The sequence below is a fragment of the Streptomyces sp. DSM 15324 genome (assembly GCF_001514285.1).
In the GTDB taxonomy this organism is placed as follows: Bacteria; Actinomycetota; Actinomycetes; order Streptomycetales; family Streptomycetaceae; genus Streptomyces.
In genome coordinates this window covers 400,623-425,966 of the sequence record NZ_KQ949031.1, presented here as the reverse complement: position 1 = coordinate 425,966, position 25,344 = coordinate 400,623, and the positions used below count along the sequence as shown (strand labels likewise).

Annotated in this window: 24 protein-coding genes; 16 read left to right on the top strand and 8 right to left on the bottom strand. The window is 73.6% G+C overall.

The features are described 5' to 3' along the window. From AQJ58_RS27990 to AQJ58_RS27960, 7 genes are all read left to right on the top strand, one after another. Window positions 1-299, top strand: a 299-nt coding sequence (locus AQJ58_RS27990) for an alpha-glucosidase C-terminal domain-containing protein (RefSeq protein WP_199844693.1), incomplete at its 5' end; no start/stop codon positions are given. A 32-nt stretch (window positions 300-331) separates the two neighbouring features. Next, window positions 332-2,050, top strand: coding sequence for a maltose alpha-D-glucosyltransferase (treS, locus tag AQJ58_RS27985; protein ID WP_067255112.1), 1,719 nt, complete (start codon window positions 332-334; stop codon window positions 2,048-2,050). 28 nt (window positions 2,051-2,078) lie between these two features. After that, on the top strand, window positions 2,079-3,440 hold the full coding sequence (locus AQJ58_RS27980) for a maltokinase N-terminal cap-like domain-containing protein (protein ID WP_067255110.1): 1,362 nt from the start codon (window positions 2,079-2,081) through the stop codon (window positions 3,438-3,440). 4 nt (window positions 3,441-3,444) lie between these two features. Continuing rightward, the gene (gene glgB, locus AQJ58_RS27975; protein ID WP_067255107.1) at window positions 3,445-5,649 is read left to right on the top strand and encodes a 1,4-alpha-glucan branching enzyme; all 2,205 of its coding nucleotides are present in this window, start codon (window positions 3,445-3,447) and stop codon (window positions 5,647-5,649) included. A gap of 98 nt (window positions 5,650-5,747) precedes the next feature. Then, window positions 5,748-6,842: a glutamate--cysteine ligase 2 gene (locus AQJ58_RS27970; protein ID WP_067255105.1), complete on the top strand. Its 1,095-nt coding sequence runs from the start codon at window positions 5,748-5,750 to the stop codon at window positions 6,840-6,842. A 165-nt stretch (window positions 6,843-7,007) separates the two neighbouring features. Beyond that, window positions 7,008-8,906 carry an AMP-dependent synthetase/ligase gene (locus AQJ58_RS27965; protein ID WP_067255102.1) on the top strand — a complete coding sequence of 633 codons (1,899 nt, stop codon included), beginning with the start codon at window positions 7,008-7,010 and terminating at the stop codon, window positions 8,904-8,906. Between the two features lie 138 nt (window positions 8,907-9,044). Next, window positions 9,045-9,479, top strand: coding sequence for an ATP-binding protein (locus tag AQJ58_RS27960; RefSeq protein WP_067255194.1), 435 nt, complete (start codon window positions 9,045-9,047; stop codon window positions 9,477-9,479). Here the strand turns inward: AQJ58_RS27960 and AQJ58_RS27955 are convergent. After that, window positions 9,424-9,918, bottom strand: a complete 495-nt coding sequence (locus AQJ58_RS27955) for an ATP-binding protein (RefSeq protein ID WP_067255100.1) — start codon at window positions 9,916-9,918, stop codon at window positions 9,424-9,426. The genes AQJ58_RS27960 and AQJ58_RS27955 overlap by 56 nt on opposite strands. A gap of 346 nt (window positions 9,919-10,264) precedes the next feature. On the opposite strand from AQJ58_RS27955, the gene AQJ58_RS27950 reads away from it, so the two are divergent. Continuing rightward, a complete protein-coding gene (locus AQJ58_RS27950) occupies window positions 10,265-10,654 on the top strand; it encodes an STAS domain-containing protein (RefSeq protein WP_067255097.1) in 390 nt (129 codons plus the stop codon). 199 nt (window positions 10,655-10,853) lie between these two features. Here AQJ58_RS27950 and AQJ58_RS27945 read toward each other — a convergent pair whose 3' ends face one another. Continuing rightward, the gene (locus AQJ58_RS27945) at window positions 10,854-11,339 is read right to left on the bottom strand and encodes a MarR family winged helix-turn-helix transcriptional regulator (RefSeq protein ID WP_067255094.1); all 486 of its coding nucleotides are present in this window, start codon (window positions 11,337-11,339) and stop codon (window positions 10,854-10,856) included. Window positions 11,340-11,456: 117 nt separating this feature from the next. On the opposite strand from AQJ58_RS27945, the gene AQJ58_RS27940 reads away from it, so the two are divergent. From AQJ58_RS27940 to AQJ58_RS27915, 6 genes are read left to right on the top strand one after another with little or no spacing between them, the layout of a single operon-like run. Beyond that, window positions 11,457-12,668 carry a PP2C family protein-serine/threonine phosphatase gene (locus AQJ58_RS27940; protein WP_234360316.1) on the top strand — a complete coding sequence of 404 codons (1,212 nt, stop codon included), beginning with the start codon at window positions 11,457-11,459 and terminating at the stop codon, window positions 12,666-12,668. Window positions 12,669-12,704: 36 nt separating this feature from the next. Beyond that, window positions 12,705-13,604, top strand: a complete 900-nt coding sequence (locus AQJ58_RS27935) for an STAS domain-containing protein (RefSeq protein ID WP_067255093.1) — start codon at window positions 12,705-12,707, stop codon at window positions 13,602-13,604. Beyond that, window positions 13,601-14,017: an STAS domain-containing protein gene (locus AQJ58_RS27930; protein ID WP_067255090.1), complete on the top strand. Its 417-nt coding sequence runs from the start codon at window positions 13,601-13,603 to the stop codon at window positions 14,015-14,017. Before AQJ58_RS27935 ends, AQJ58_RS27930 begins: the two co-directional genes overlap by 4 nt. Beyond that, window positions 14,014-14,457: an anti-sigma regulatory factor gene (locus AQJ58_RS27925; protein WP_067255088.1), complete on the top strand. Its 444-nt coding sequence runs from the start codon at window positions 14,014-14,016 to the stop codon at window positions 14,455-14,457. Before AQJ58_RS27930 ends, AQJ58_RS27925 begins: the two co-directional genes overlap by 4 nt. After that, complete coding sequence (locus tag AQJ58_RS27920) at window positions 14,457-15,494, top strand: ATP-binding SpoIIE family protein phosphatase (protein ID WP_067255190.1); 1,038 nt, start codon at window positions 14,457-14,459, stop codon at window positions 15,492-15,494. Before AQJ58_RS27925 ends, AQJ58_RS27920 begins: the two co-directional genes overlap by 1 nt. Then, on the top strand, window positions 15,491-17,212 hold the full coding sequence (locus AQJ58_RS27915) for a PP2C family protein-serine/threonine phosphatase (RefSeq protein ID WP_067255085.1): 1,722 nt from the start codon (window positions 15,491-15,493) through the stop codon (window positions 17,210-17,212). The genes AQJ58_RS27920 and AQJ58_RS27915 overlap by 4 nt, the downstream gene beginning before the upstream one ends. Before the next feature lie 7 nt (window positions 17,213-17,219). Here the strand turns inward: AQJ58_RS27915 and AQJ58_RS27910 are convergent, their stop codons facing one another. Further along, the gene (locus AQJ58_RS27910) at window positions 17,220-17,681 is read right to left on the bottom strand and encodes a MarR family winged helix-turn-helix transcriptional regulator (protein WP_067255082.1); all 462 of its coding nucleotides are present in this window, start codon (window positions 17,679-17,681) and stop codon (window positions 17,220-17,222) included. 225 nt (window positions 17,682-17,906) lie between these two features. On the opposite strand from AQJ58_RS27910, the gene AQJ58_RS27905 reads away from it, so the two are divergent. Further along, complete coding sequence (locus AQJ58_RS27905) at window positions 17,907-19,283, top strand: NAD(P)/FAD-dependent oxidoreductase (RefSeq protein ID WP_067255079.1); 1,377 nt, start codon at window positions 17,907-17,909, stop codon at window positions 19,281-19,283. Continuing rightward, window positions 19,280-21,541: an FUSC family protein gene (locus tag AQJ58_RS27900; protein ID WP_079079273.1), complete on the top strand. Its 2,262-nt coding sequence runs from the start codon at window positions 19,280-19,282 to the stop codon at window positions 21,539-21,541. Before AQJ58_RS27905 ends, AQJ58_RS27900 begins: the two co-directional genes overlap by 4 nt. Window positions 21,542-21,544: 3 nt before the next feature. Here AQJ58_RS27900 and AQJ58_RS27895 read toward each other — a convergent pair whose 3' ends face one another. From AQJ58_RS27895 to AQJ58_RS27875, 5 genes are all read right to left on the bottom strand, one after another. Continuing rightward, entirely contained in the window at window positions 21,545-21,976 is a 432-nt protein-coding gene (locus AQJ58_RS27895) for a hypothetical protein (RefSeq protein WP_067255074.1), read from the bottom strand. Window positions 21,977-22,004: 28 nt separating this feature from the next. Further along, window positions 22,005-22,841, bottom strand: a complete 837-nt coding sequence (locus AQJ58_RS27890) for a DUF1206 domain-containing protein (protein ID WP_067255071.1) — start codon at window positions 22,839-22,841, stop codon at window positions 22,005-22,007. Window positions 22,842-22,996: 155 nt separating this feature from the next. Beyond that, window positions 22,997-23,863, bottom strand: a complete 867-nt coding sequence (locus tag AQJ58_RS27885; protein ID WP_067255068.1) for an ANTAR domain-containing protein — start codon at window positions 23,861-23,863, stop codon at window positions 22,997-22,999. 69 nt (window positions 23,864-23,932) lie between these two features. Continuing rightward, window positions 23,933-24,283: a DUF5133 domain-containing protein gene (locus AQJ58_RS41620; RefSeq protein WP_079079272.1), complete on the bottom strand. Its 351-nt coding sequence runs from the start codon at window positions 24,281-24,283 to the stop codon at window positions 23,933-23,935. 95 nt (window positions 24,284-24,378) lie between these two features. Further along, on the bottom strand, window positions 24,379-25,218 hold the full coding sequence (locus AQJ58_RS27875; protein WP_067255064.1) for a SigB/SigF/SigG family RNA polymerase sigma factor: 840 nt from the start codon (window positions 25,216-25,218) through the stop codon (window positions 24,379-24,381). Window positions 25,219-25,344: the final 126 nt, after the last annotated feature.

Genomic DNA, 25,344 nt, shown 5'->3' with positions numbered 1-25,344 from the left:
GCGGCCACCCGGCGCTCCACCACCTCAGGAACCTGCGCTTCCACCACGCGGACAACGACTCCGTCCTCGTCTACAGCAAGCGCACGGGAGCGGACACGGTGATCGTCGTCGTCAACCTCGACCCGCACCGCGCCCAGGAGGCCACGGTCTCGCTGGACCTCGCCCAGCTGGGTCTGGACGACCACGCGTCGGTGTCGGTGCACGACGAGCTGACGGGTGAGTCCTACTCCTGGGGCCGGCACAACTACGTGCGCCTGGACCCCGGTACGAGCCCGGCGCACGTGTTCCACGTCCGGTGATCCGCACCGCAGATCGGAGGCCGCAGACCGCCATGACCGTCAACTCACCCGTTCCGGACACGTTCGAGGACACCCCCGCCAAGGACCGCGACCCCGACTGGTTCAAACGAGCCGTCTTCTACGAGGTCCTCGTCCGTTCCTTCCAGGACAGCGACGGCGACGGCGTCGGCGATCTGAAGGGCCTCACCGCCCGGCTCGACTACCTCCAGTGGCTGGGCGTCGACTGCCTCTGGCTGCCGCCCTTCTTCAAGTCCCCCCTGCGCGACGGCGGATACGACGTCTCCGACTACACCTCGGTACTGCCCGAGTTCGGCGACCTCGCCGACTTCGTGGAGTTCGTCGACCACGCCCACCAGCGCGGGATGCGCGTGATCATCGACTTCGTCATGAACCACACCAGCGACCAGCACCCGTGGTTCCAGGAGTCCAGGAAGGACCCCGACGGCCCCTACGGCGACTACTACATGTGGGCCGACGACGACAAGCAGTACGCCGACGCCCGCATCATCTTCGTCGACACCGAGGTCTCCAACTGGACCTTCGACCCCGTCCGCAAGCAGTACTTCTTCCACCGCTTCTTCTCCCACCAGCCCGACCTCAACTACGAGAACCCGGCCGTGCAGGAGGAGATCCTCGCCGCTCTGCGGTTCTGGCTGGACCTGGGCATCGACGGGTTCCGGCTGGACGCGGTGCCGTACCTGTACGCACGCGAGGGCACCAACTGCGAGAACCTGCCCGCCACGCACACGTTCCTCAAGCGGGTGCGCCGCGAGATCGACGCCATGTACCCGGACACGGTGATCCTCGCCGAGGCCAACCAGTGGCCCGAGGACGTCGTCGACTACTTCGGCGACTACGCCTCCGGCGGCGACGAGTGCCACATGGCGTTCCACTTCCCCGTCATGCCCCGGATCTTCATGGCCGTCCGGCGCGAATCCCGCCACCCCGTCTCCGAGATCCTCGCCAAGACGCCGGCCATTCCCGCCAAGTGCCAGTGGGGCATCTTCCTGCGCAACCACGACGAGCTGACCCTCGAGATGGTCACCGACGAAGAGCGCGACTACATGTACGCGGAGTACGCCAAGGACCCGCGGATGCGCGCCAACATCGGCATCCGCCGCCGCCTCGCCCCGCTCCTCGACAACGACCGCAACCAGATCGAGCTGTTCACCGCCCTGCTGCTGTCGCTGCCCGGCTCGCCGATCCTCTACTACGGCGACGAGATCGGCATGGGCGACAACATCTGGCTCGGCGACCGCGACGCCGTCCGCACCCCGATGCAGTGGACACCGGACCGCAACGCCGGATTCTCGTCCTGCGACCCGGGGCGGCTCTATCTGCCGACCATCATGGACCCCGTCTACGGCTACCAGGTCACCAACGTCGAGGCGTCGATGTCGTCGCCCTCGTCGCTGCTGCACTGGACCCGCCGGATGATCGAGATCCGCAAGCAGAACCCCGCCTTCGGGCTCGGGACGTACACCGAGCTGCCGTCCTCGAATCCGGCCGTGCTCGCGTTCCTGCGCGAGTACGAGGACGACCTGGTGCTGTGCGTGCACAACTTCTCGCGGTTCGCCCAGCCCACCGAGCTCGACCTGCGCCGCTTCGACGGCCGTCATCCGGTCGAGCTGTTCGGCGGGGTGCGCTTTCCGGCCATCGGCGATCTGCCCTACCTGCTGACCCTGGCCGGACACGGCTTCTACTGGTTCCGGCTCACCCGAGCCGCGGCCCGGGTCGGCCGACGCCTGTGAGCGTGCGCCGAGGAAAGGATGGGTCATCGTGACGAAGACCGCCCCGCTCAGGCCGAGCACCGCGAGCGCCTTCCGCTCCGGGGGTCCACTCGTCGCGCTGCTGCGCGAGTGGCTGCCCCGGCAGCGCTGGTTCGCCGGGAAGGACCGGCCGCTCACCGAACTGCGCATGCTGTCGATGACGGAGCTGTACCCGGGTTGTCTCCATCTGCTCGTGCACGCCGGCCAGTCCGGGGTGCCGACCCCGGGGGGCACTCCCCCCGCCGGTGACTGCTACCAGCTGCTCCTCGGTCTGCAGGAACACCTGTCGCCCCGGCTGCGCCGGGCGCTGATCGGCAGGGTCGAGGACGGCCCGCTGGCCGGGCTGACGGTGCACGACGCGTTGCAGGACCCCCGGTCCGCGCAGCTGCTCCTGGAGCGGATGCGGCACCCGGGCACGCTTGGTCCGCTGAGCTTCGAGTCGGATCCGGCGGTGTCGCTGCCCGCCGGGCTCGCGCCGCGGCTGCTGGAGGCCGAGCAGTCCAACACCTCGCTGGTGTATGGCGACGCGTACATCCTCAAGATCTTCCGCCGGATCCAGCCGGGCGTGAACCCCGACCTGGAGGTACCGGTGGCGCTGGCCGGCCAGGGATGCGGGCGGGTCCCCGCGCCGGTGGCCTGGTTCCGGACCACCCACCCCCAGGAGGCCACGCTCGGTGTGCTCCAGCCGTTCCTGCCCGACGCGGCGGACGGCTGGACGCTCGCGTTGCAGGCACTGGCCCGGGGCGAGGACTTCACCTCGGAGGCCGAGGAGCTGGGCCGGGCGACGGCCGACGTCCACCTGGCGCTCGCGGCGGCCCTGCCGGCCGGTCCGGACGCCGAGGACGGACGGACGGCGGCGGCGATGACGGAGCGGCTGGAAGCGGCGGCGCACCACGTGCCGGCGCTGCGGCCGTTCGTCCCGGGTCTGACCACGGCGTTCGCCTCGCTCGCGGTCTGCGACCAGGGGCCGCCCGCCCAGCGCATCCACGGCGATCTGCATCTGGGGCAGGTGCTGCGGGCCGGGCGCGACTGGTTCGTCATCGACTTCGAGGGCGAGCCGTCCCGGCCGCTGGCCGAGCGGCGGCTCGCGCACTCGCCGGTGCGGGACATCGCGGGCATGCTGCGCTCCTTCGACTACGCCGCCCGGCAACGGCGGCCCTGGCGGCCGGAGTGGGCGCGCCGCTGCCGGGAGGCCTACTGCGCGGGCTACGCGGCCCGGGCGGGCTGGGATCCCCGCAAGAAGCACGCACTTCTGCGTGCCTATGAGACGGATCGCGCCGTTTACGAAGTGCTGTACGAGGCCCGCAACCGGCCCGACTGGCTACCCGTACCCATGGCGGCGATCGAACGACTCGCCGTCCGAGGAGGCTGACCCCATGGCCCTGCGCGACACCGCTCCCCCCGAGGCCGCCGGTCCCCGGCCGCTCGCGGCGCCCGCGCTCGACCCCGCCGACCGCGCCCGTCTGCTCTCGGGCGCCCATCACGACCCGCACGCCCTGCTGGGCGCGCACCCGGTGGCCGGGGGCGTGCTCTTCCGCGCCCTGCGTCCGTTCGCCGACTCGGTGAGCGTGGTCGTCGGCGGGACGGCGACCCCGCTCGCCTCCGAGGAGGACGGTCTCTTCGCCGCCGTACTGCCGCTCGACGAGGTGCCGGCGTACACGCTGCGGGTGGCGTACGACGGCGACCCGCGCGAGGTGGAGGACCCCTACCGGTTCCTTCCGGCGCTCGGGGACCTGGATCTTCATCTGGTGCGGGAGGGCCGGCACGAGGAGCTGTGGCGGGCGCTGGGCGCGGAGCCGATGACTCACGAGGGGGTGGCCGGCACCCGGTTCACGGTGTGGGCGCCGAACGCGCGGGGCGTGCGGGTCGCGGGTGACTTCTGCTGCTGGGACGGGACCGCGTTCCCCATGCGGTCGCTCGGCGCGGCCGGGGTGTGGGAGCTGTTCCTGCCCGGCATCGGCGAGGGCACCCGGTACAAGTTCGAGATCACCTCCCGGCACGGCGGACGGTTCCTGAAGGCCGACCCGATGGCACGGCGGGCGGAGGTCCCGCCGGACACGGCGTCGATCGTGCACGCCTCGCACTACACGTGGGGTGACGCCGAGTGGATGGCGCACCGGGGTGACGTCCCGGTGCACCGGGCGCCGTTCTCGGTCTACGAGGTCCATCTGCCGTCCTGGCGGCCGGGGCTGTCGTACCGGGAGCTGGCCGAGGTGCTCCCCGCGTACGTGACCGACCTGGGCTTCACCCATGTGGAGTTCATGCCGGTCGCCCAGCACCCCTTCGCCGGTTCCTGGGGTTACCAGGTCACCGGCTTCTACGCGCCGACGGCCCGGCTCGGCACCCCGGACGACTTCAAGTACCTGGTGGACGCCCTGCACCGGGCCGGTGTCGGGGTGATCGTGGACTGGGTGCCGGCGCACTTCCCGAAGGACGACTGGGCGCTGGCCCGGTTCGACGGGGATCCGCTGTACGAGCCCGGGGACGCGCGGCGGGCCGAGCACCCGGACTGGGGGACGTTCGAGTTCGACTACGCGCGCACCGAGGTGCGCAACTTCCTGGTCGCCAACGCCACGTACTGGTGCGAGGAGTTCCACGTCGACGGGTTGCGGGTGGACGCGGTCGCCTCGATGCTCTACCTCGACTACTCGCGGGACTCCGGGCAGTGGGAGCCCAATGTGTACGGCGGCCGGGAGGATCTGGCCGCGATGGCGTTCCTCCAGGAGATGAACGCGACCGTGTACCGGCGGTGCCCGGGGGTCGTCACGATCGCCGAGGAGTCGACCGCCTGGGGCGGCGTGACCCGGCCGACCGACAGCGGCGGGCTGGGCTTCGGGCTGAAGTGGAACATGGGCTGGATGCACGACTCGTTGCAGTACATGGCGAAGGAACCGGTGCACCGCAAGTACCACCACAACGAGATGACCTTCTCGATGATGTACGCCTACAGCGAGAACTACGTGCTGCCCATCTCGCACGACGAGGTGGTGCACGGCAAGCAGGCGCTGGTGTCGAAGATGCCGGGCGACTGGTGGCAGCGGCGCGCGAACCACCGGGCGTACCTGGGCTTCATGTGGGCTCATCCCGGCAAGCAGCTGTTGTTCATGGGGCAGGAGTTCGCGCAGGGGGCCGAGTGGTCCGAGGCGCACGGTCCCGAGTGGTGGCTGCTCGACCCCGGGTACGCGTCCGCGGGCGATCACCGGGGCGTCCAGGACCTGGTGCGTGATCTGAACGCGCTGTACCGGTCGACGCCGGCGCTGTGGGAGCGCGACACCGACCCGGCCGGGTTCCGGTGGGTGCTCGGGGACGCCGCCGACGACAACGTCCTCGCGTTCCTGCGGTACGGCGCCGACGGCGGCCCGCTGCTCGCGGTGAGCAACTTCTCGCCGGTGGTCCGCCACGACTACCTGCTCCCCGTTCCCGGTGAGGCACCCGCGTGGGAGGAGGTCCTCAACACCGACGCGGCGCGCTACGGCGGAGGTGACGTCGTCCACGCCGAGCCGGTCAAGACGGCGAACGGGGAGCTGACGCTCACCCTGCCGCCGCTGGCCACGGTGTGGCTGCGGCCGTCGTCCGTGTGAGACGGCCCCTGAGGGGGCAGTCGGGTGCGTGCACCCCTGAAGCAGTCCCAGCCGGTCCCGGCCGTCAGCAGGCAGGGCGCAGAGAAAGGCCGTATCGCGTGCGCACCGTAGGAGTGGAGGAGGAGCTCCTCCTGGTCGACCCCGAGACCGGGGAGCCCAGGGCGCTGTCCGCCGCGGTCCTCGCCCGCGCCGCACGGCACGAGGTGCCGGAGGAGGAGCCCGTCTTCCAGAAGGAACTGCACAACCAGATGGTCGAGTTCGCCACCCACCCCCAGTCGGAGATGGCGGAGCTGGGCGCGGACATCGTCCGGATCCGCGCGGAGGCGGCCAAGCACGCGCGGGAGGCGGGCTGCGCGGTCGCCGCGCTCGCCACCTCCCCGCTGGCGGTGCGCCCCTCCGTGAGCATCGGGACGCGCTACCGGTGGATGGCGGACCAGTACCGCATCGCGACCCGCGAGCAGATCGTGTGCGGCTGTCACGTACATGTCTCGGTCGCCTCGGACGAGGAGGGGGTCGCGGTCATCGACCGGCTGCGGCCCTGGCTGTCGGTGCTGACCGCGCTGAGCGCCAACTCGCCGTTCTGGCAGGGCCGGGAGACGGGGTACAGCAGTTATCGCAGCCGGGTGTGGCTGCGCTGGCCGTCGGCGGGCCCCACCGAGCTGTTCGGGTCGGCCGAGCGCTATCACCGGCGGGTGGCGGACATGCTGGCCACGGGGACGATCCTCGACGAGAAGATGGTCTACTTCGACGCCCGGCTGTCGGCGCGCTGGCCGACGGTGGAGGTGCGGGTGGCCGATGTCTGTCTGCGCGCGGACACCGCCGTCCTCGTCGCGACGCTGGCGCGGGCCCTCGTGGAGACGGCCGCCCGGGACTGGCAGGCCGGGAAGGAGCCAGCGGACCACAGCGTCAGCCTGTTGCGGCTGGCCGACTGGCGGGCCGCCCGCTCCGGGCTGACCGGGGACCTGGTCGACCCGCTGACCATGCGGAACGCGCCCGCCGAGACCGTCGTACGGTCGCTGCTGGAGTATGTCGAGGACGCGCTCATGGACAGCGGGGACCTGGAGCGGGCCCGGGATGCGTGTGCCGGACTGCTGCTGAACGGCAACGGGTCGCAGGTGCAGCAGGAGGTGTTCGCGCGCACGGGCAGTCTGCGGGAGGTCGTCACGACCTGCGTGCGGCAGACCCAGTCCTGAGGCCATGTGGCCGGTTTCCGACGGTGCCCCACGACGGGCCAGGTCACCGACGCTCATCACTTGGTCGGTTCCCGGCCACAAGCGGTCCCGCCTGGGCTACATTCGCCAGCGTCGATAACAGTTCTCGTCGACGGGGTCACCCTTCGTACATGTCAGGAGCAGCGTATGCGCGACTTCGCTGTCGCTCCCCCAGCCGTTTCGCCCCTGACGGGCGGGCTCGCCGACAGCGTTTTCGAGACAGCGGCACGCACCCCCGTGCTCGCCGTCCTGGCCCGCCGCGCTGCGCCGGGCTCCGCCACCTGGGACGAGGTGACGGCCGTCGAGCTGCGCGACCAGGTCGTGGACCTGGCGAAGGGCTTCGTGGCGTCCGGGATCTCCCCCGGCCACCGGGTCGCGATCATGGCACGCACCCGGTACGAGTGGACCGTCCTCAGTTACGCGCTGTGGGCGGTGGGCGCCGAGGTGGTGCCGGTGTACCCGACCTCCTCGCGCGACCAGGTCGCGTGGATCCTGCGGGACTCGGCCTGTGTGGGTGTGGTCGTCGAGGACGAGCAGAGCGTCATGACGGTGGGGTCGGTGTGCGCGACCCTGCCCCGGCTGCGGCACGTCTGGCAGCTCGACACCGGGGCGCTGGAGGAGCTCGCGCGGCGCGGTGAGCACGTCCCGGCGACCACCGTGGACTCGCTGCGCAGGATCGTGCTGCCCGACTCCACCGCGGTGATCGCGTACACCTCGGGCACCTCGGGCCGTCCGCTCGGCTGCGCGCTGAGCCACCGGAGTCTGGCCAGCCCCTGCGACACCCTGCTGGCGGGCTGGGGACAGACCGCCGCGCCGCCCGGGGAGCAGGCCTCCGTCCTCGCGTTCCTGCCGTTCTCCCATGTGTACGGGCTGATGATCCAGGGGCTGTGTCTGCGCGGGGGCATCCTGATGGGGCACGAGCCCGACCTGAGCGCGGAGTCGCTCTCGGCGGCGCTGAAGTCCTTCCGGCCGACGTATCTGTACGCGGTGCCGTCGGTGTTCGAGAAGATCTACAAGAACTTCCTGCGGGTGGCGCAGGAGTCGGGCCGCGGGGCGCTGTTCGAGCGGGCCGCGGAGACGGCGCGGGACTTCGCGGCGGCCGTCGAGCGCCATCGGCTGGGCCGTGGTTCGGGGCCCGGCTTCGATCTGCGGCTCCAGCACGCGCTGTTCGAGCGGACGGTGTACCGCCGGCTGCGCGCGGCGCTGGGCGGCCGGGTGCACCGCGCCACCTCGGGCGGCTCCCCGCTCCACCGCGACCTGTCCCTGTTCTACGAGGGCATCGGCGTGTACGTCCACGACGGGTACGGGCTCACCGAGACCAGCGGCGGCGTCACCATGCAGCCGCTCGGCCGGGAGCGGTCCGGGACGGTCGGGCAGGCCCTGCCGGGCACGGACATCCGGGTGGCGGACGACGGGGAGATCCTGGTGCGCGGCCCGTCGGTGTTCCAGGGCTACGTCAACGACGACGACGCGACCCGGGCCGCGCTGCGGGGCGGCTGGCTGGCCACGGGCGATCTCGGTTCCCTGGACGACGACGGCTATCTGACCATCACGGGACGGAAGAAGGACGTCATCATCACCAGCGGCGGCAAGAGCGTGGCGCCGGCCGCGCTGGAGCAGCGGCTGCGGATGCATCCGCTCGTGCACCAGGCGGTGGTCGTGGGCGACAACCGGCCCTGTGTGGGCGCGCTGATCACCCTGGACCCCGACTTCCTGGCGCACTGGCGCGCCAGTCTGACGCTGTACGGGGAGGGCCGGGAGGCCCGTGAGGAGAACGCCCTGCGGGAGGAGATCGGCCGGGCGGTCGCCGCGGCGAACAGCTCGGTGTCGCGCTCGGAGTCGATCCGCGCCTTCCGGATCCTGCCCCAGCCCTTCGACCACGCGAACGGGCTGCTGACCCCGTCCATGAAGCTGCGCCGCGACTCGATCGTGCGGCACTACGCGGCGGAGATCGAGGCGATGTACCAGGCGAGGGCCCGGCTGCCCCGGCAGGCGCCGACGGAGGAGATCCTGAGCTGGGACGACGCGGACGACGTCTTCCGCTGAGAGCGTGTGCGGCCGGCTCTGACGGGCGGGGCCGTGCGGGGCGCGTAGGACGGGCCGACCCGGGAACCCTGTGAGTGGCGACGAGAGATCCGTACGAGAAAGGACGTCGGCCCTCCGGCGGTGGGCCGCACCCACGACATGGCGATCGACCCGCGCGGCGACGACTCCCGGACCGGTGCGGCCGTACCGGCCCGGACCGTGCGGTTCGCGGGCGAGCCGCACGACGTGACGGGCGCGCGGCTGGCCGCGGAGGAGTTCCTCGACGCGCTCGCCGAGGTCGTCCCGCCGTCCGCGCCGGAGTGCTGGCACGACATCGTGCTGATCGTCACGGAGCTGGCGTCCAACGCCGTGCGGTTCGCGCCGGGGCCGTTCGAGCTGGCGCTGCGGCCCACGTTCGACGGGGTGCACGTCGCCCTGCACGACACCAGTGCCGTACGGCCGTCCCCGCGCCCCTTCCGGCCGGACACCGGGGGCGGCGGCATCGGCTGGTACCTGATCGAGGCGCTGTGCACGCAGGTCAGCGTGGTCCCGGACGGGGCGGGCAAGGAGGTTCATGTGTTCCTGCCCTGGTGAGGCGGGCCGGGGCGGGGCGCAGCGGCACCAGCACGCGGATCGTCTTCCCGCCGTCGGGGCGTCGCTCGATGCTCAGGTCGCGGGTGAGCCGGATGATCAGGGGCCAGCCGTAGCCGTTGCCGCGGTGGGCCGCCGGCGGTTCCCCGGTGCCGTAGGCGGCGGTCGGCACCGCGTCGCTGCGGTCGTGCACGGCGAGGCGTACGCCGCCGGGTACGGGCGTCACCTCGAAGCCGGCCAGGCCGCCGCCGTGCCGGATCGCGTTGGTCACCAGCTCGGAGACCACCAGCTCCAGATCGATGACGTCCCGTTCGTGCGGCGGGTGCCCGCACGAGTGGGCGTCGACCGCCGCGCGCGCCCGGGCCCGCGCGGCCGCTGCGGTCGGCGGCGGGGCGTCCGCGGTCGGCCGCTGGGCGGTCGCCGTGAGGTCGTCGCCCGTCACGCGGGACGGCTTCGCCGGCCGGTCACGGTGTCCCCGTACATCGGGGGGCGGGCAGGTGGTGGACGTCGGTGGTCACTTCGCTCCCTTCTCACGCGTTCCACCGCTGCGGATACCCGGCCGTCGCGTCCGCATACCGGGCCGGGCGGGCGAGGCGTCCGGCGCGCCGGCCCGGGCCCCGGACGTGGTCGGCGGAGCGGGCATGAGGGGCGGGTTCCGGGGTAGCCGCTCGGCGCGAGAAGCAAGGCCGCAGCCCCTGGAGGAATCCATCCGTCCGTCGCCCCGGACCCCGCTGCGCGGGCCGTCCGCCGGGGCGACCGGTTCCCACCGTCAGCTTTCGGAGGTAGTCGTGTCCACCGCCCAGCACCCCCTGTCCGTCGAGGTCGACGTGGTCCGGGAGGACGTCGCCCTGGTCACGGTCGAAGGCCATCTGGACCTCGACACCGCGACCGAGCTCCAGGCCCAGCTGGCGAACCAGCTCCACCACGGCCGCCGGCACTTCCTGCTCGATCTGTCGGCCGTGCCCTTCATGGACTCGTCCGGCATGAACATCATCCTGCGCGTCTACCACGAGGCCCGCGCCCTGCCTGGCAGTGTCCATGTCATCGCGCCGGCGCCCGCCGTGCGGCGCGTGCTCGATCTGACCGGGGTCAGCCTCACGGTGCCGATCTCGGAGGAGGTCGGTGACGCGCTGGACCTCATCGACCGGGGCGGGGCCCCGACGGAGCCGGAGGCCTGAGCGGACGGGTCGCGCCGCACCGGCCGGAAAGGCGCAGGTGTGGCGAGCACCCATGGCCAACAGTTGCCATTTGACAACTATGAGCATGAGGCAACACAGTGTGCGGGGCAGTCACGCGGGAGGGATCACGGATGTGCCGGTGGGCGAATACGACCACCCGCGGCGCGCCACGGCGACCCGCGGCACATGCCCGCGACGCTCAGGCAGTGGCCGCGTCGGCCGGGCCGGCCGGCTCGTGGATCTGCTGCGCCGCGGCGGCGCAGAAGGCCTCCAGACCCCGCAGCAGCGCGTCGCGCTGCACGGCCGGCATCTGCTCCAGGACCGCCTCCAGGGCGCCCTCGCGCCGCGCGCGCAGATCGGTGAGGAACGCACGCCCGTGCCGGCTCAGGAAGAGCTGGAGTTCGCGGCGGCTGTTCTGGGCCGCCCTGCGTTCGACGAAGCCCACGGCCTGCAACCGGTCGCACAGCCGGCTGGTGGACGGCGGGGTCGAGCCCAGATGGTCGGCCAGTGTCCGCAGGTTGATGCCTTCGTTGTGCTCCAGGATGAACAGCACCCGCAGCTGGGAGGCGGAGACCGGGGCCGTGGAGGCACGGCCCCACAGGACCTCCAGCAGCTCCGCCGCCTCCGCGGTCACACGCGCGACCTCCTGGGGCTGCGGACGCGGGGAGCGCGAGGAGGGGGACATCACGGAGCCACTCTCCCAGGCTTCCGTGACGCTGTCAGCCCACCCCGGCCCCGGACGGCCCGGCCGCCGCGTCACCGCGGCTCCTTCGGACCGTCCCGGCCCCACTCGGAGAAAGGCGTGACCGACATCGTGAACCGGCTCGTGACCGCCGGGCGCGCCCTGCGCTCCGCGGCCGCCCACGAGGTGCCCGAGGCGCTGCGCGAGGTGCTCCGCGCGCAGTACGACGCCGAGTCGGCGGACTTGCGCCTCGCCGACTACGGCGCGACCGTCCTGCTGCCCGTCTCCCCCGTGCCGTACGGCGCCGGCCCCGAGCCCGAGCCCCTGCCCGTGGGCGCCGGCGCCCCGGGGCGGGCGTACGGCGCCCAGGAGCCCCACGTCGAGCGGCTCGACGGCGGCCGGGTGCGCGCGCACCTGCCCGTCACCGTGCGCGGCGACCGGCTCGGCGTGCTGTCCGTGACCCTGCCCGCCGAGGCGGCCGGGCCCGGCCCGCTCGCCGAACTCGCCGAGGTGGCCCGGCTGCTGGGCCATGAACTGGTGGTCGCCGAACGCGACACCGACCGCTATCTCCAGGCCCGCCGCACCGACCGGCTCACGCTGGCCGCGGAGATGCAGTGGCAGCTGCTGCCGGCCCGGTCCTGCGCCCAGGACGCCTACGCGCTCGGCGCCCAGCTCCAGCCCGCGTACGCGATCCACGGCGACAACTTCGACTGGTCGGCGTCCGCGGACCATCTGATGGTCTACGTCACCAACGGCATGGGCGAGGGCATCGAGGCGTCCCTGCTGACCGGTCTCGGCATCAACGCCCTGCGCAACGCCCGCCGCGCGGGCATCCCCATCGCGGACCAGGCGGCGCTGGCGGACCAGGCGATCCACGCCCACTACCGGGGCGAGGCGCACCTGTCCGTGCTGCTGGTGGACATCGAGCTGTCGACAGGACGGGCCCAGGTCGTCGACGCGGGATCACCGCGGATGCTGCTGCTGCGCGACCGGGTGCTGACCGCGGTCGACCTGGAGGCCCAGCTGCCGCTCGGCATGTTCGAGGAGACGGACTACGTCGCCCAGGAGTTCGCCCTGGAGCCGGGCGACCGGCTGCTGTTCGTCAGCGACGGCGTGCACGCGGTGCCCGGGCCGGGCGGGGAGATCTACGGCGACCGGGCGCTGGCCCGGGCGGTGAACTCCGCGGCGCTGCTGCCGGCGGCGGAGGTACCGGCCGCGGTCCTGCGGGAGCTGTCCGGGCACCGCGGCAGACCCGAGCCGGACGACGACGCGCTGGTGGTGTGCCTCGACTGGTTCGGCAAACCCCCCGCGTCCCCGTCCGGCGCCCCCTGACCCAGCCAGCAGGACCCAGACGAGGAGTGAGGCAGGTTGCCGGAGCACGAGACGGCCGCACCGCACAGGACACCCGAGAGCGAGGTCGGGGCGTTCCTGCGCCGGCGGCGGGAGCAGCTCGCCCAGCGGTGGGCCGACGAGCCTCTGTTCCGCACGGTGTTCACCGTCGCGCGGGACGAGGCGGTGGAGGCGGGGCGGGTCGTGCTCGACGCGCTCGCCCAGGTGGCCGGGCACGGCCGCGTGGAGGACCCGGCGGACCCCGGATTCACCGTCGTACGCGAGCAGCTGTGGCGGATGGCGGCGGCGCGCGCCCGCACCGGGCTCACCCCGTCCCGGGTGTCGACCGAGGTGGACGCGCTGCGGGTGCCCGCCGCCGAGATGCTCGTGGCGGAGCTGCCGCAGGCGTCGGCCGAGCACGTACGGGCGTGCACGACGGCGCTGACCGTCCTGATGGGCACCCTGCGCCTGGTGGTGATGGAGACCGCGCTCACCGAGGGCGAGGCGCTGATCGACCGGCAGCGGCTGCAACTGCTGGAGGTGGCGACCCCCGTCATCCGGCTGTGGGACGGGATCGTCGCGGTCCCGCTGATCGGGACCCTGGACAGCGCCCGCAGCCAGGTGGTGATGGAGACACTGCTGGAGTCGGTCGTCGCCGAGCAGGCCCGGTTCGCGATCCTCGACATCACCGGCGTGCCGACCGTGGACTCGCTGGTCGCCCAGCATCTGATGAAGACCGTGGCGGCGGTCCGCCTGATGGGCGCCGAGTGCGTCGTGTCGGGCATCCGGCCCGCGATCGCGCAGACCATCGTGCACCTCGGCCTCGACCTGGGCACGGTGATCACCCGCGCGAGCCTCGCCGACGCCCTCGGGTACGCCCTGCACCGGCTGGGCGCGGACATCGTGCGCGCGGCGCCCGGCGGTGCGACGGCCAGGTGAACGACGACTTCCTCCGGCCCGGCGCGGTCTCCGTACCGGTGCTCAGACTCGGCGACGTCCTGCTGGTCACCCTCCAGGGCGATCTGTACGACGGCATGGCCGCGCGGCTCCAGCAGGACGTCGCGCAGGCGATCGTGGACAGCCGGGTGACCGGTGTGGTCATCGACATCTCGGGGGTGGAGATCGTCGACTCCTTCCTCGGCCGGGTGCTGGCCGAGATCGCGGAGCACGCCCGGCTGCTGGCCGCGCGGACCGTGGTGGCCGGGATGCGGCCGGCGGTCGCGCTCACCCTGGTGGAACTCGGTCTGACCCTGCCGGGGCTGCGGACCGCGCTGAACACCGAGGCGGCACTGGAGCAGCTCGGCCGGGTGGACGTGGGCCGGCCCGGCGGCGCGCACCGGGACGCCCGGTGAGCGCGGCCGCCGCGGGCGTCGAGGCCCGGCTGCCGATCCGCTCGGACCTCGATCTGGTGCGGGTCCGCCAGCATGTGCGCCAGGCGTCCGCCGCGCTCGGCTTCGGCCTGGTCGACCAGACCAAGCTGGTCACCGCGGCCAGCGAACTGGCCCGCAACACCCTGGTGTACGGCGGTGGCGGCGAGGTGGAGGCCACCCGGGTCGGGGACGGGCGGCGCGAGGGGCTGCGGCTGACGTTCAGCGACCGCGGGCCGGGCATCCCCGACCTGGAGCGGGCGCTCAGCGACGGCTACACCTCCGGCGACGGGCTCGGACTCGGACTCGGCGGGGCTCGGCGGCTGGTGCACGAGTTCGCCATCGACAGCACGCCCGGCGTCGGCACCACCGTCACGGTGACCTCGTGGACGGCACGTCCGCCCCGGCCGCGCGAGGGGTGCTGATGGCGCGCGTATGGGACGTACCGGTGCACGACTCGACGCGGGTGCGCGACGCCCGGGTGGCCGCCGAGGACGCCGCGGCGCTCGCCGGTCTCGACGAGTCGCGCACCGCGGCGGCCGCCCTGATCGCGACGGAGCTGGCCACCAACCTGCTCAAGCACGCGGGCGGGGGGCAGTTGCTGGTCGAGGCGGTGGCGCCGCCCACCGGGCAGGGATCCGCGCCGTCCCTCCAGATCGCCGCGGTCGACCACGGTCCGGGCATCGCGGACGTGCCGGCCGCCCTGGTGGACGGGTTCTCCACGACGGGTTCGCTCGGCGCGGGGCTCGGCACCTGCCGGCGGCTGGCCGACGCCTTCGCCGTGGACGGCTCCCCGGGCCGGGGCACGGTCGCCCTGGCCCGGCTGGACGCCTCGCCGCAGGTGCCCGCCGTCGGCGCGCGGGTCGGCGGGATCAACGTGCCGTTCGCGGGCGCGGCGTACTCCGGCGACCTGTGGACCTGCGTCCACGCGGCCGGCCGGCTCACCCTGATGCTGGCCGACGGACTCGGGCACGGCCCCGAGGCCGCGCGCGCCTCGACGGCGGCGGCCGAGGAGCTGCGGCGGCGCGCCCATCTGCCCCCCGCCGAGCTGCTGGGGTGTCTCGACGGGGCGCTGCGCGGCACCCGCGGCGCGGCCGTCGCGGTGGCGCAGCTCGATCCGCGGGCCGGGCGGCTGCGGTTCGCGGGCGTCGGCAACACGGGCGCCCGGCTGTACGAGGGCGGCACCTGGCGTCCGCTGCTGTCGCGGCCGGGCATCGTCGGCGTGCACCGGCCCGGTACCGTGGCGGAGACCGAGGTGCCCTGGGCGGCGGACCGGCTGCTGATCCTGCACACCGACGGACTGCCCAGCCGCTGGGTGCCGCCGTCCGGCCCGGGCCTGCCGGGCGCCGACCCCGCCGTGACGGCCGCGGTGACCGTGCGCGACGCGGGCAGTTCCGCCCGCCCGGTGCGCGACGACACCGCGGTGGCCGTCCTGTCCCCCGACCCGCCGGACCTTCCATGACGCACAGCTGGCAGATCACCACCGTCACCGACGCGGCCCGTGCCCGGATCGGCACCGCCCGCCTCGCCGCCGCGTACGGCGTCCCGCCCCTGGAGCGCACCCGGCTCGCGGCGGCGCTCAGCGGACGGCTGCGCCGCTGTCTGACCAAGGGCGGCGACTGGCGGCTGACCGCCAGGGTGGCGGACGGTCTGCTCGCGCTGGAGGTGCTGCCCCAGTCCGGCGCCGCGGAGCCCGCGTGGCGGACGGCGGCGCCCTGCCCGGAGCCGTCGGAGGCCGTGTGCTGCACCGTGGTCGCGGACGATCCGGTGCTGCTCGCGGAGGCCCTCCTGGGCGCCGACGAGGACACCTCGCTCGTCCTGGACCGGCTCGCCGAGCAGGAGGAGCTCGTCGGGGTCCACCGCGAGGAGCTGCACCAGACCAACCAGGGGGTGCTGGCGCTGCACGCGGAGCTCGACGCCGCCGGGCGGGCGCAGCGCGAGGCGTTCTCGGCGGAGCGGGCGGCCCGCCGCGAGGCGGAGAGCGCCCGCCGCCGGCTGACGTTCCTGGCGGATGCCAGCGCCGCGCTGACGGCGTCCCTGAGCCAGGACCAGATCGTGCGCCGGCTGCCGGAGCTGCTGGTACCCGAGTACGCCCGCACGGTCGACGTCTGGCTGTTCGACGCCGAGGACGAGCGGGGGGAGCGGGCCGCGCACCCGGCGGCGGCGGTGCTCGCCGCGCGCACCGGACGGCCCCAGTACGCGGCCGCCGCTCCCGGCGGGCTGCCGGGCATAGACGACCACCCGCCGTCGGCGCTGGATCCCACCCGTCCGATGCTGTGCGTGCCGCTGGCGACCCGGCGCGCGCCCTTCGGTGTGCTGACGCTGACCCCGCCGGGCGAGCGCTGGGACCCCGACGACGCGGTGATGCTGGTGGAGCTGACCCGGCGGGCGAGCACCGCCCTGGACAACGCGCGCCGCTTCGAGCACAACCAGGACATCGCCGAGACCCTTCAGCGGGCCCTGCTGACCGATCTGCCGGAAGTTCCCGGTCTGCGTCTTGCGGCCCGCTATCTCCCCGCCACCTACGGGCTGAACATCGGCGGCGACTGGTACGACGCGTTCCGCCGCCCGGACGGCAGTCTGATCGTCGTCATCGGGGACGTCACCGGGCACGGGCTGCACGCGGCCGTGATGATGAGCCAGCTGCGCACCGCCCTGCGCGCCTACGCCGTCGACGGCGCCAGCCCCGGGCAGCTGCTGACCCGGCTGCACGTCTTCCTCCACCAGCTCCAGCCCGATCTGTACGCCACCGCCGTGATCGCCCGGTTCCGGCCCGGGGAGCCGTCGCTGACCTGGGCCGCCGCCGGGCATCCGCCGCCGGTGCTGCGCGGTCCGGACGGGCGGGTGCGCACCCTGGACGCCAAGCCGGGGGCCATGCTCGGCATCCCGCTGCGCCAGGAGATCGCCGACCACACGGTGCCGCTGGCGCCCGGCTCGACGCTGGCGCTGTACACGGACGGGCTGGTGGAGCGGCGCGCCCAGGGCATAGACCCGGGCATCGAACGGCTCGCGGCGACCCTCGGCGGTTTCCGCACCGGGGAGCTGGAGGGGGATCTGGACGGGGCGGCGGAGCGCATCCTGGATCCGATGCTGAGCGACTCGGAGCGGGACGACGACGTGTGCCTGCTGCTGTGCCACCTCGACGCCGGCCCGGCCCCCGCGTCGTCCGGGGACCGCTGACCCCGGCTCAGGCCTCCTTGGTGTACGCGTGGCTGAAGGCGTACAGGCCCTGCTGGAGGGCCGTGCGCTGGGCGGGGGTCAGGCCGGCGAGGACGGCCGCGAGGTGGTGCACCCGCCGTTCGGTGACGTCGGCGAGGACCCGGCTGCCGTAGGCGGTGACCACGAGCTGGACCTCGCGCCGGTTGCGCGGCTGCACGGTCCGCTCGATCAGGCCCGCGGCCTCCAGCCGGTCGCAGAGCCGGCTCGCGGTGGGCACGCCGATGCCGAGGTGCTCGGCGAGCGCGGTCAGATTGAGCTCGGGTCTGCGCCGGACCGTCCTGAGCGCGAGCAGCTGCCGGGCGGGCAGCCGGGGCACCGCCTCCTCGGCCGCCGCGAGCCAGCAGGCCACCAGCGACTCCGCCGCGTCGGCGAGGTGCCGCGCCGCCGCATGGGGGCCGCCCGGGGCGTCGCAGCCCTCCGCGCGCTCCACGTCAGTACCCTCCGGCCACCGCAATTGTCATGTACCTCGGCCTACCCGGAGGTACCTGGCGTACACAGCCCCCGTGCGGGGTACGACGGGAGCCTCAGCAGAAACGTTCGTCTGCATGCCTCGCACGGCTGGCGGAACCAGTCCGGGCGCGGTGGGATCGATGGGGTGCGACGGCTCGCGGGAGGGCACACGCATGACGTCAGACGCCTGGAGCCGCAGAAAGGGATGGACACCGTGACACGACCCAGGATCCTGGTGGTGGGCGCGGGCTTCGCCGGAGTGGGATGCGTTCGACGTCTGGAACGCCGGCTCGCCGCTTCGGAAGCCGAGATCACTCTGGTGACGCCGTTCGCCTACCAGCTCTATCTGCCGCTGCTGCCGCAGGTCGCCTCGGGGGTGCTGACGCCCCAGTCGATCGCCGTGTCACTGCGGCGCAGCAAGAAGTACCGCACCCGGATCATCCCGGGCGGCGCCATCGGCGTGGACCTGAAGGCGAAGGTCTGCGTCATCCGCACCATCACCGACGAGCTCGTGAGCGAGCCGTACGACTACATCGTGCTGGCTCCCGGCAGTGTCACCCGCACCTTCGACATCCCGGGCCTGACCGAGCACGCCTTCGGCATGAAGACGCTCGCCGAGGCCGCGTACGTCCGCGACCACGTCATCAGTCAGCTCGACCTCGCCGACGCCAGTCACGATCACGCCGAGCGGGCCTCCCGGCTCCAGTTCGTGGTCGTGGGCGGCGGCTACGCGGGCACCGAGACCGCCGCCTGTCTGCAGCTGCTCACGCACAACGCGGTCAAGCGCTATCCGCGGATCGACCCCGCTCTGATCAAGTGGCATCTCATCGACATCGCGCCCAAGTTGATGCCGGAGCTGGGCGACAAGCTGGGCGCCAGCGCGCAGACGGTGCTCCGCCGGCGGGGCATCGACATCTCGCTCGGCGTGTCCATCGCCAAGGCGGGTCCCGAGGAGGTCACCTTCACCGACGGACGGGTGATCCCGACCCGTACGCTCATCTGGACGGCCGGGGTGGTGGCCAGCCCGCTGATCGCCACGCTCGGCGCTGAGACGGTGCGCGGCCGGCTCGCGGTCACCTCCCACATGGACCTGCCCGGCCAGGACGGGGTGTTCGCCCTCGGTGACGCGGCCGCGGTGCCGGACGAGGCGAAGGACGACCCGGACGCGGTCTGCCCGCCGACCGCCCAGCACGCCATGCGGCAGGGCAAGGTCGTCGCCGACAACGTGGTGGCGAAGCTGCGCGGGCAGCCGACGCGGCCGTATGTGCACAAGGACCTCGGCTTGGTCGTCGACCTGGGCGGCACCGACGCGGTGTCCAAGCCGCTCGGCATCGAGCTGCGGGGGCTGCCCGCGCAGGCCGTGGCGCGCGGCTACCACTGGTCGGCGCTGCGCACGGGCGTGGCCAAGGCGCGGGTGCTGACGAACTGGACGCTGAACGCGATCGCGGGCGACGATTTCGTCCGCACCGGGTTCCAGGCGCGCCGGCCCGCCAAGTTGAAGGACTTCGAGTACACGGACAGCTATCTGACGCCCGAGCAGGTGCGGGCGCACGTCGAGGGCTCGGGTCCCGGGTCCGGGTGACCGCTGCGGGGACGAACGCGGTGGCCCGGTGGCGCGACCGGGTCGCCGCGTCGGATCCCGGGCTGCTGCGGCTGGCGGCGGGGCTGCGGACGGTGACCGCGATCTCGCTCACGCTGGCCGTGCTCTCGCTCCTCGGCGCGGACGTCCAGCACCTGGTCGCCGGGGCCATCGCGGCGATGGTGGCCACGTTCGCCATCCGGGAGAAGCAGCGGCCACGGCAGGCGGTCACGCTGGTCCTGGGCCTGCCGACGGCGCTCGCCTCGGTGTCGGTGGCGGCGCTGCTCGGCACCCGGCAGGTGGCCGGTGACGTCTTCTTCGTGGTGCTCATCTTCTGCGCGGTGTACGGCCGCCGGTTCGGCGACCGGGGCACCACGCTGGGGCTGATCGGCTTCCAGGTCTACTTCCTGGCCCTGTTCGTCGGTGTCACCACCGACGACCTGGCCGGGTTCTGCGGGGTGATCGCCGTCGCGTTCGCGTGCAGCGCGGCGGCCCGGTTCGTCCTGGTGCCGCAGACCCCGACGGCGGTCCTGGAGCGGCTGCGGCTGGCGTTCCGGGCCCGGCTGGCGCAGCTGCTCGACGCCCAGCGGGAGTTGCTGGACGCCGGCCCCGAGGACGCGGAGAAGGCGCTGGAGCGCGCCCGGGAGGGCACCGCGCGGCTGCACGAGACGGCCATGATGATCCAGGGGCGGCTGGAGGAGGGCACCTCGGACGAGGCGGTGGCCCGGCTCGTCCAGCGCCGGATCGCCGACGCGGAGATCACCGCCGAGCGGCTGGGCCTGCTGCTGCTGACGGCGCGCAGCGCGGAGCGGGCCGACACCCTGACCATGCATCTGCCCGGGGCTCCGCTGCCGGAGGGCGGCCGTCGCCCGGTCCGGGACGACGCGCTCGACCTCCTGCGCCGGGATCTGACGGCCCTCCAGCTCCTCGTACGGCAGCCCGTGGCGGACGGCACCGAAACGGCACGCACGCGCAACCGGCTGCTCGGGTACCGGGACGAGGAGAACCTGCCGGCGGCCTCCCCGGACGTGCAGGACGTGTTCCGGGGGCTCGGCGAGGCCACGCGCGCGGTGCTCGGGCTGCGGATCGCGCTCGACGGGCCGCAGGACGAGTCGCAGGACAGTCCCGAGGCCGCCCGCTCCCGGGAGGAGCTGGACGCGGAGGACGCGGCCATCGCCGCCGAGGAGGAGGAACCCCAGGAGACGGGGCTGCGCCGGCCGACCACGCGGGCGGCGGTGCAGGTCGCCGTCGGCTCGTCGCTGGCCATGGTCGGGGGCGAGCTGCTGTCCGCGCACCGGTGGTACTGGGCGGTGCTGACCTGCTGGATCGTGTTCCTCAACACCGCGTCCACCGGGGAGATCCTGGTCAAGGGCTCCCGTCGGCTGCTGGGGACCGTGCTCGGGGTGGTCGCGGGCATCGTGCTCGCGGGGATCGTCGGGCAGCACACCGGGCCGGCGTTCGCGGTGGTGCTGTTGTGCGTGTTCGCGATGTTCTACACCGCACCCCTGTCGTACACGCTCTCGTCGTTCTTCGTCACGGCGGCGCTCGGGGTGCTGTACACGCTGCTGCACACCTACAGCCTGTCGGTGCTGGTGCTGCGGATCGAGGAGACCGCGATCGGGGCGGCCTGCGGGGTGGCCGCCGCGGCGCTGGTGCTGCCGGTGCACACCGACCGCCGGACGAACGAGCTGCTGACGACCGTCCTGGACCGGCTGACCGACGTCACCTCGGCCGCGGTCGGCCAGCTCAGCGGCGAGCCGCCGACGGAACTGCTCGGCCTGGCCCGGGATCTGGACGAGGCGCTGGCGGACCTGCGGGCGGCCACCCAGCCGCTGACGCATCCGGTGACGCCGTTGCGGACCCGGCGGGACACCGCGCAGTACGTGGTCGCGCTGCTGGAGACCTGCGCCTATCACGCCCGGTCGCTGGCGGCGACCGCGGAGCTGCTGCCCACCCATCCCTCGATCGCCGCGGACCCCCGGCTGCGCGGGGCGGGACAGCGGATCCTGCACAACATCGGCGCGATCGCCGCCCGGGTCGCCGGGGAGCCCGCCACGGCCGAGGTGGTCACCGGGCCGAGCGTCGCCTCGCTGCTGAAGCCGGGCGAGATCGGCACGCCGCGCTACGGCCGCGTCACCGACCGGGTGCTCCGGCACCTCCAGCGGCTGGACGAGGCGGTCCTGGGGCTCGCCCGTCCGCTGGGCGTGCCGTTGAACCGGCCGCTGCGGGTGCCGGTCACCGGGCCCGAGCCCCCGGCGTGAGGCTCAGAAGTCGACGGGCAGATCGCTCGCGGCGGCGATGCCGCGCAGCTGCTCGATGTCGTCCTGCCGCTGCCGGATGCAGCCGGCGATCTCGGCCAGCCGGGCGGGGTCCTCGGCGGTGACCGCGTCGGTGACCACCCGGACCGGGCCGGTGCCGTCCACGTGGATCTCGACGAGCTGGTTGTCGAGTCGGCCGGTGAGGGCGGTGGCGATCACCAGGGCCGCCTCGTCGCGGATCGCCTGGGGCAGCTCGTCGCTGTCGTCCGGGTCCAGTGCGAAGTCGAGGGATTCCGGGGGCTGTTCTTCCAGGGCGCGCAGCGCCGGCCCGACGATCTCCATCAGCAGGCGGTAGTCCTCGCTCTCCATGCGGAGGCGCAGAAGGTCGAGGTACATGTCGACGGGCCGTGCGTCCGGCGTGTACTCGGATTCGCTCATGTGCTGCGGGTTCCCCGGCATCCGGGTGTCAGACCCTGCGCCAGCGGGCCATCGCGAAGGAGAACAGTCCGAACAGCACGAGACCGGCCGCGACGCAGGCCAGCAGGGCCGGTCCGGCGGGCGTACCGGCGAACGAGCGCAGAGTGTCGTCGAGCCCCTTGGCGTGGTCGGGGTCGTAGTCGACGGCGGCCCGTACGGCGAAGGTGCCGACGCCGGCGAACACCAGGCCGCGGGCCGCCCCGCCGCCCACGCCGGTGACGTCCACCAGCCGCCGGACGCCCCGGGACATGGCGCCCAGCCGCATCTTCTCGTGGTACGCCCGGGTGACGGCCCGGCCGCCGATCCAGACGCCTGCCACGATGATCCCCGCACCCGCGGCACCCACGAGCCACTGTCCCGCCGGCGCGTGGAGCAGCCGGGCGGTGACGTCCTTGGACTGCCGGTCGCTGGAGCCGCCGCCGCTGCCCGAGCCGGCGGCGAGCGCCAGGACCGAGGAGGCGACGAAGGAGTAGAACCCGCACCGGGCGAGGGCGAGGAGCCGTTTCCCGGCCGTGCGCCCCTCGGGTCCGGCCGCGCCGAAGACCGCCTCGGACAGCCGCCACAGGGCCATCCCGGCCAGCCCGACCCCCAGCGCCCACAGCAGGACGGCGCCGAAGGGCTGTCGCGCCAGCTCGCCGAGGGCGCCCTGCCGGTCGGCCTCGCCCCCGGGGCGCCCGAAGGCGATCCGCAGGGCCAGCACCCCGACGAGCAGGTAGATCACTCCGCGCGCGGTGAAGCCGGCTCTCGCGGCCCCCTTCACCACGGATCCGCGTGCGGCGCGCCGGGCCCCCGCCTCTCCCTCGCGCAGCACGGCACTCGTGTTCATGATGTGTCCCTCCCTGGGTCCCTCCCTGGTCTTCGTGAGGCGGCTGCCCCGCGCAGCGCCGGACACACCCGGACGCGGACACAAGGGGGGCGCGGACACCAGGGGCGCGCGGAAAGGGGCGGCGCGCAGCAGGTGGGAGTACAGGGGCGGCCGGCTCAGCTGCCGTGCGTCCCTGCCGCCCGTTGCGCGCGGCCGAGGGCGTGCAGGTGCTCCAGGGCGTCGCCCAGGACCGTCCGTTCGTGCCAGGCCAGCCAGCGGCCCGCCTGCGCGCCCAGGGCGTCGAGGGCGGTGAGCTGGGTGGTGCGCAGATCGTCGAGGGGGCGGTCGACGTGGGCCGAGACCATGCCGACGCAGGCCCCTGACCCGGTGGTCAGGGGCACGCTGTGGCAGGCCCGGCTGCCGGCGGCCAGGATCGCCTCGCGGGCGGGCTCGGAGAACACCGGGTCCTGTTCCACGTCCCGCACGGTGACCTGGACGACCTCGCTCGCGGCCTTCCCGCAGGACGTGCCCTTCTCACCGACGTACGCGAAGAAGTCGAGGAACTCCTCGGTCAGCCCGGTGTGCCGTTCGATGTGCAGCCGGCGGGTGACGGGGTCGACGGTCTGCACATTGCCCATGCCCGCGCCGACCACGTCGAGCGTCCGGTACAGCACGGCCCCCAGCACCGCGCCCCGGCTGCTGCTGCCCCGCTGGTCCGACGGCAGGAAGGCCGGCGGCGGCTCGGGCCGGCGCACGCGCCGCGGGAACCACAGCACGCTCCGTTCGTCCGGCCGGGGCGTGCTCACCAGGGCCGCGGCGAGCGCACGCATCTTGACGTTGTACCGCTGCGAGGCACGCCGCAGGAGCGAGAAGGCCCCTTCCGCGTCGGGAAGGGCGTAGCGCTCCTGCAGCATGCCCTGGGCCTGCGCGATCAGTGGGTGGGCGTGGACCCGGGCGCGCAGGTCGCGCACCTCGGCGCGCAACCGCAGCACCTCCGCGCGCTGCGGGTCCTCGTCCGCCGTCCCTGGTACGGGAGTGGTCATGGCGTCTCCATCCGGTCGGCTGCGGCCGCCGCTCGTGCACGGCCGCACCGGCGCGCCTGCCCCGCTCGCTCAGGTGTACACGTGGCGCCCCTCGTCCCGCCGGCGGTCCTCCCCGATCCCGTCGACCGTCACGACCAGCTTCGCGGGCCCGTCCACGGCCGCGGGCACGTCCACGGTCCCGGGCACGTCCACGGTCGCGGTCACGTCGTAGGTCGTCGCTCCCCCCGCCGCGAGTTCGGCCGCGGCGAGCCAGGCCCGGGCGGTCTCCAGGGCCACTCCCACGTCGCGCGTCCCGGTGGAGACGCACAGGGTGTAGGCGAGGTCCTGCGAGCGCGCCCGCGTCCCGGGCCCATCGGACGCCGTGAGCGCCTCGTACTCCTCGACGAGCACGCGCAGCACGGCGGGATGGGGTATGAGCATGGGGGTGTTCCTCTCCGTCGATCCGACCGGGCTGGTGCCTACGGGTCTGGGGCATGCGGGGTGGGGGCCTGCGGGGCTGGGGCTGGGCGTGGGGTTCATGCGCGGCCGTCGCGCCGGCTGCCGAGCGCCTCCTCGCGGACCCGCTCGCAGCTGCGGCTGATGAGCCGGGAGACGTGCATCTGCGAGATGCCGAGCCGGTCGGCTATCCGGCTCTGGGTCATGTCCTCGAAGAAGCGCATGTAGAGGATGGCGCGTTCACGCTCGGGCAGGCTGCGCAGCCCCTGCCGGGCGGACTCGCGGTCGACGACGACGTCGAACGAGGTGTCCGGGCCGCCCAGCGTGTCGGCGAGGCTGTACCCCTCGTCGTCGGTGCGCAGTTCGGCGTCGAGCGAGAGGGTGCTGAAGCTGTCCAGGGCCTCCAGACCGGCGCCGACCTCTTCCTCGGTGAGGCCCGTGCGGGCGGCGAGGTCGGCGACCGAGGGCTCGGCGGAGCCCGGGCTCTGGGTGAGTTCGCGGCGGGCCGTGCGGACCTTGTTGCGCAGTTCCTGGACCCGGCGGGGGACGCGCAGCGCCCACATCCGGTCCCGGAAGTGCCGCTTGATCTCGCCGGTGATGGTGGGCACGGCGTAGCTCTCGAAGGCGCCGCGCTCGGGGTCGAAGCGGTCGATGGCCTTCACCAGGCCGAGCGCGGCCACCTGCCGCAGGTCCTCGACGGCCTCGCCGCGGTCGCGGAACCGGCCGGCGATGCGGTGGGCCATGGGCAGCCAGGCGGTGACGATCTCGTCGCGCAGGGCGTCCCGTTCCGGTCCCTCGGGGAGGCCGGTCAGCCGCGCGAACTGGCGGGCGGTGTCCGGGGCGTCGTCATGGGGCCGCCGGGTCCGTCCCGCGGGGCGGGCGGATTCTGCGGAACGGCTGGTCGACAGGTCGATGAGCATGCTGGATCGGCTCCTGAACGGTCGTCTCGGGATGTGACCACGGGAGGGCCGTCGTCGTCCGGGGCTCGAAGGAGCGGCCCGGAGCGGGCATACCGCTCCCGTCGGCGCGCCTCCGGTCCGAAGCAC

What these genes read in the sequence shown, in the direction of transcription:
- AQJ58_RS27915 (WP_067255085.1), top strand. Translation starts at nt 15,491, where the DNA reads ATGACGCACAGCTGGCAGATCACCACCGTCACCGACGCGGCCCGTGCC.
- glgB (WP_067255107.1), top strand. Translation starts at nt 3,445, where the DNA reads ATGGCCCTGCGCGACACCGCTCCCCCCGAGGCCGCCGGTCCCCGGCCG.
- AQJ58_RS27965 (WP_067255102.1), top strand. Translation starts at nt 7,008, where the DNA reads ATGCGCGACTTCGCTGTCGCTCCCCCAGCCGTTTCGCCCCTGACGGGC.
- AQJ58_RS27960 (WP_067255194.1), top strand. Translation starts at nt 9,045, where the DNA reads ATGGCGATCGACCCGCGCGGCGACGACTCCCGGACCGGTGCGGCCGTA.
- AQJ58_RS27875 (WP_067255064.1), bottom strand. Translation starts at nt 25,218, where the DNA reads ATGCTCATCGACCTGTCGACCAGCCGTTCCGCAGAATCCGCCCGCCCC.
- AQJ58_RS27920 (WP_067255190.1), top strand. Translation starts at nt 14,457, where the DNA reads ATGGCGCGCGTATGGGACGTACCGGTGCACGACTCGACGCGGGTGCGC.
- AQJ58_RS27885 (WP_067255068.1), bottom strand. Translation starts at nt 23,863, where the DNA reads ATGACCACTCCCGTACCAGGGACGGCGGACGAGGACCCGCAGCGCGCG.
- AQJ58_RS27895 (WP_067255074.1), bottom strand. Translation starts at nt 21,976, where the DNA reads ATGAGCGAATCCGAGTACACGCCGGACGCACGGCCCGTCGACATGTAC.
- AQJ58_RS27890 (WP_067255071.1), bottom strand. Translation starts at nt 22,841, where the DNA reads ATGAACACGAGTGCCGTGCTGCGCGAGGGAGAGGCGGGGGCCCGGCGC.
- AQJ58_RS27945 (WP_067255094.1), bottom strand. Translation starts at nt 11,339, where the DNA reads ATGTCCCCCTCCTCGCGCTCCCCGCGTCCGCAGCCCCAGGAGGTCGCG.
- AQJ58_RS27905 (WP_067255079.1), top strand. Translation starts at nt 17,907, where the DNA reads ATGGACACCGTGACACGACCCAGGATCCTGGTGGTGGGCGCGGGCTTC.
- AQJ58_RS41620 (WP_079079272.1), bottom strand. Translation starts at nt 24,283, where the DNA reads ATGCTCATACCCCATCCCGCCGTGCTGCGCGTGCTCGTCGAGGAGTAC.
- treS (WP_067255112.1), top strand. Translation starts at nt 332, where the DNA reads ATGACCGTCAACTCACCCGTTCCGGACACGTTCGAGGACACCCCCGCC.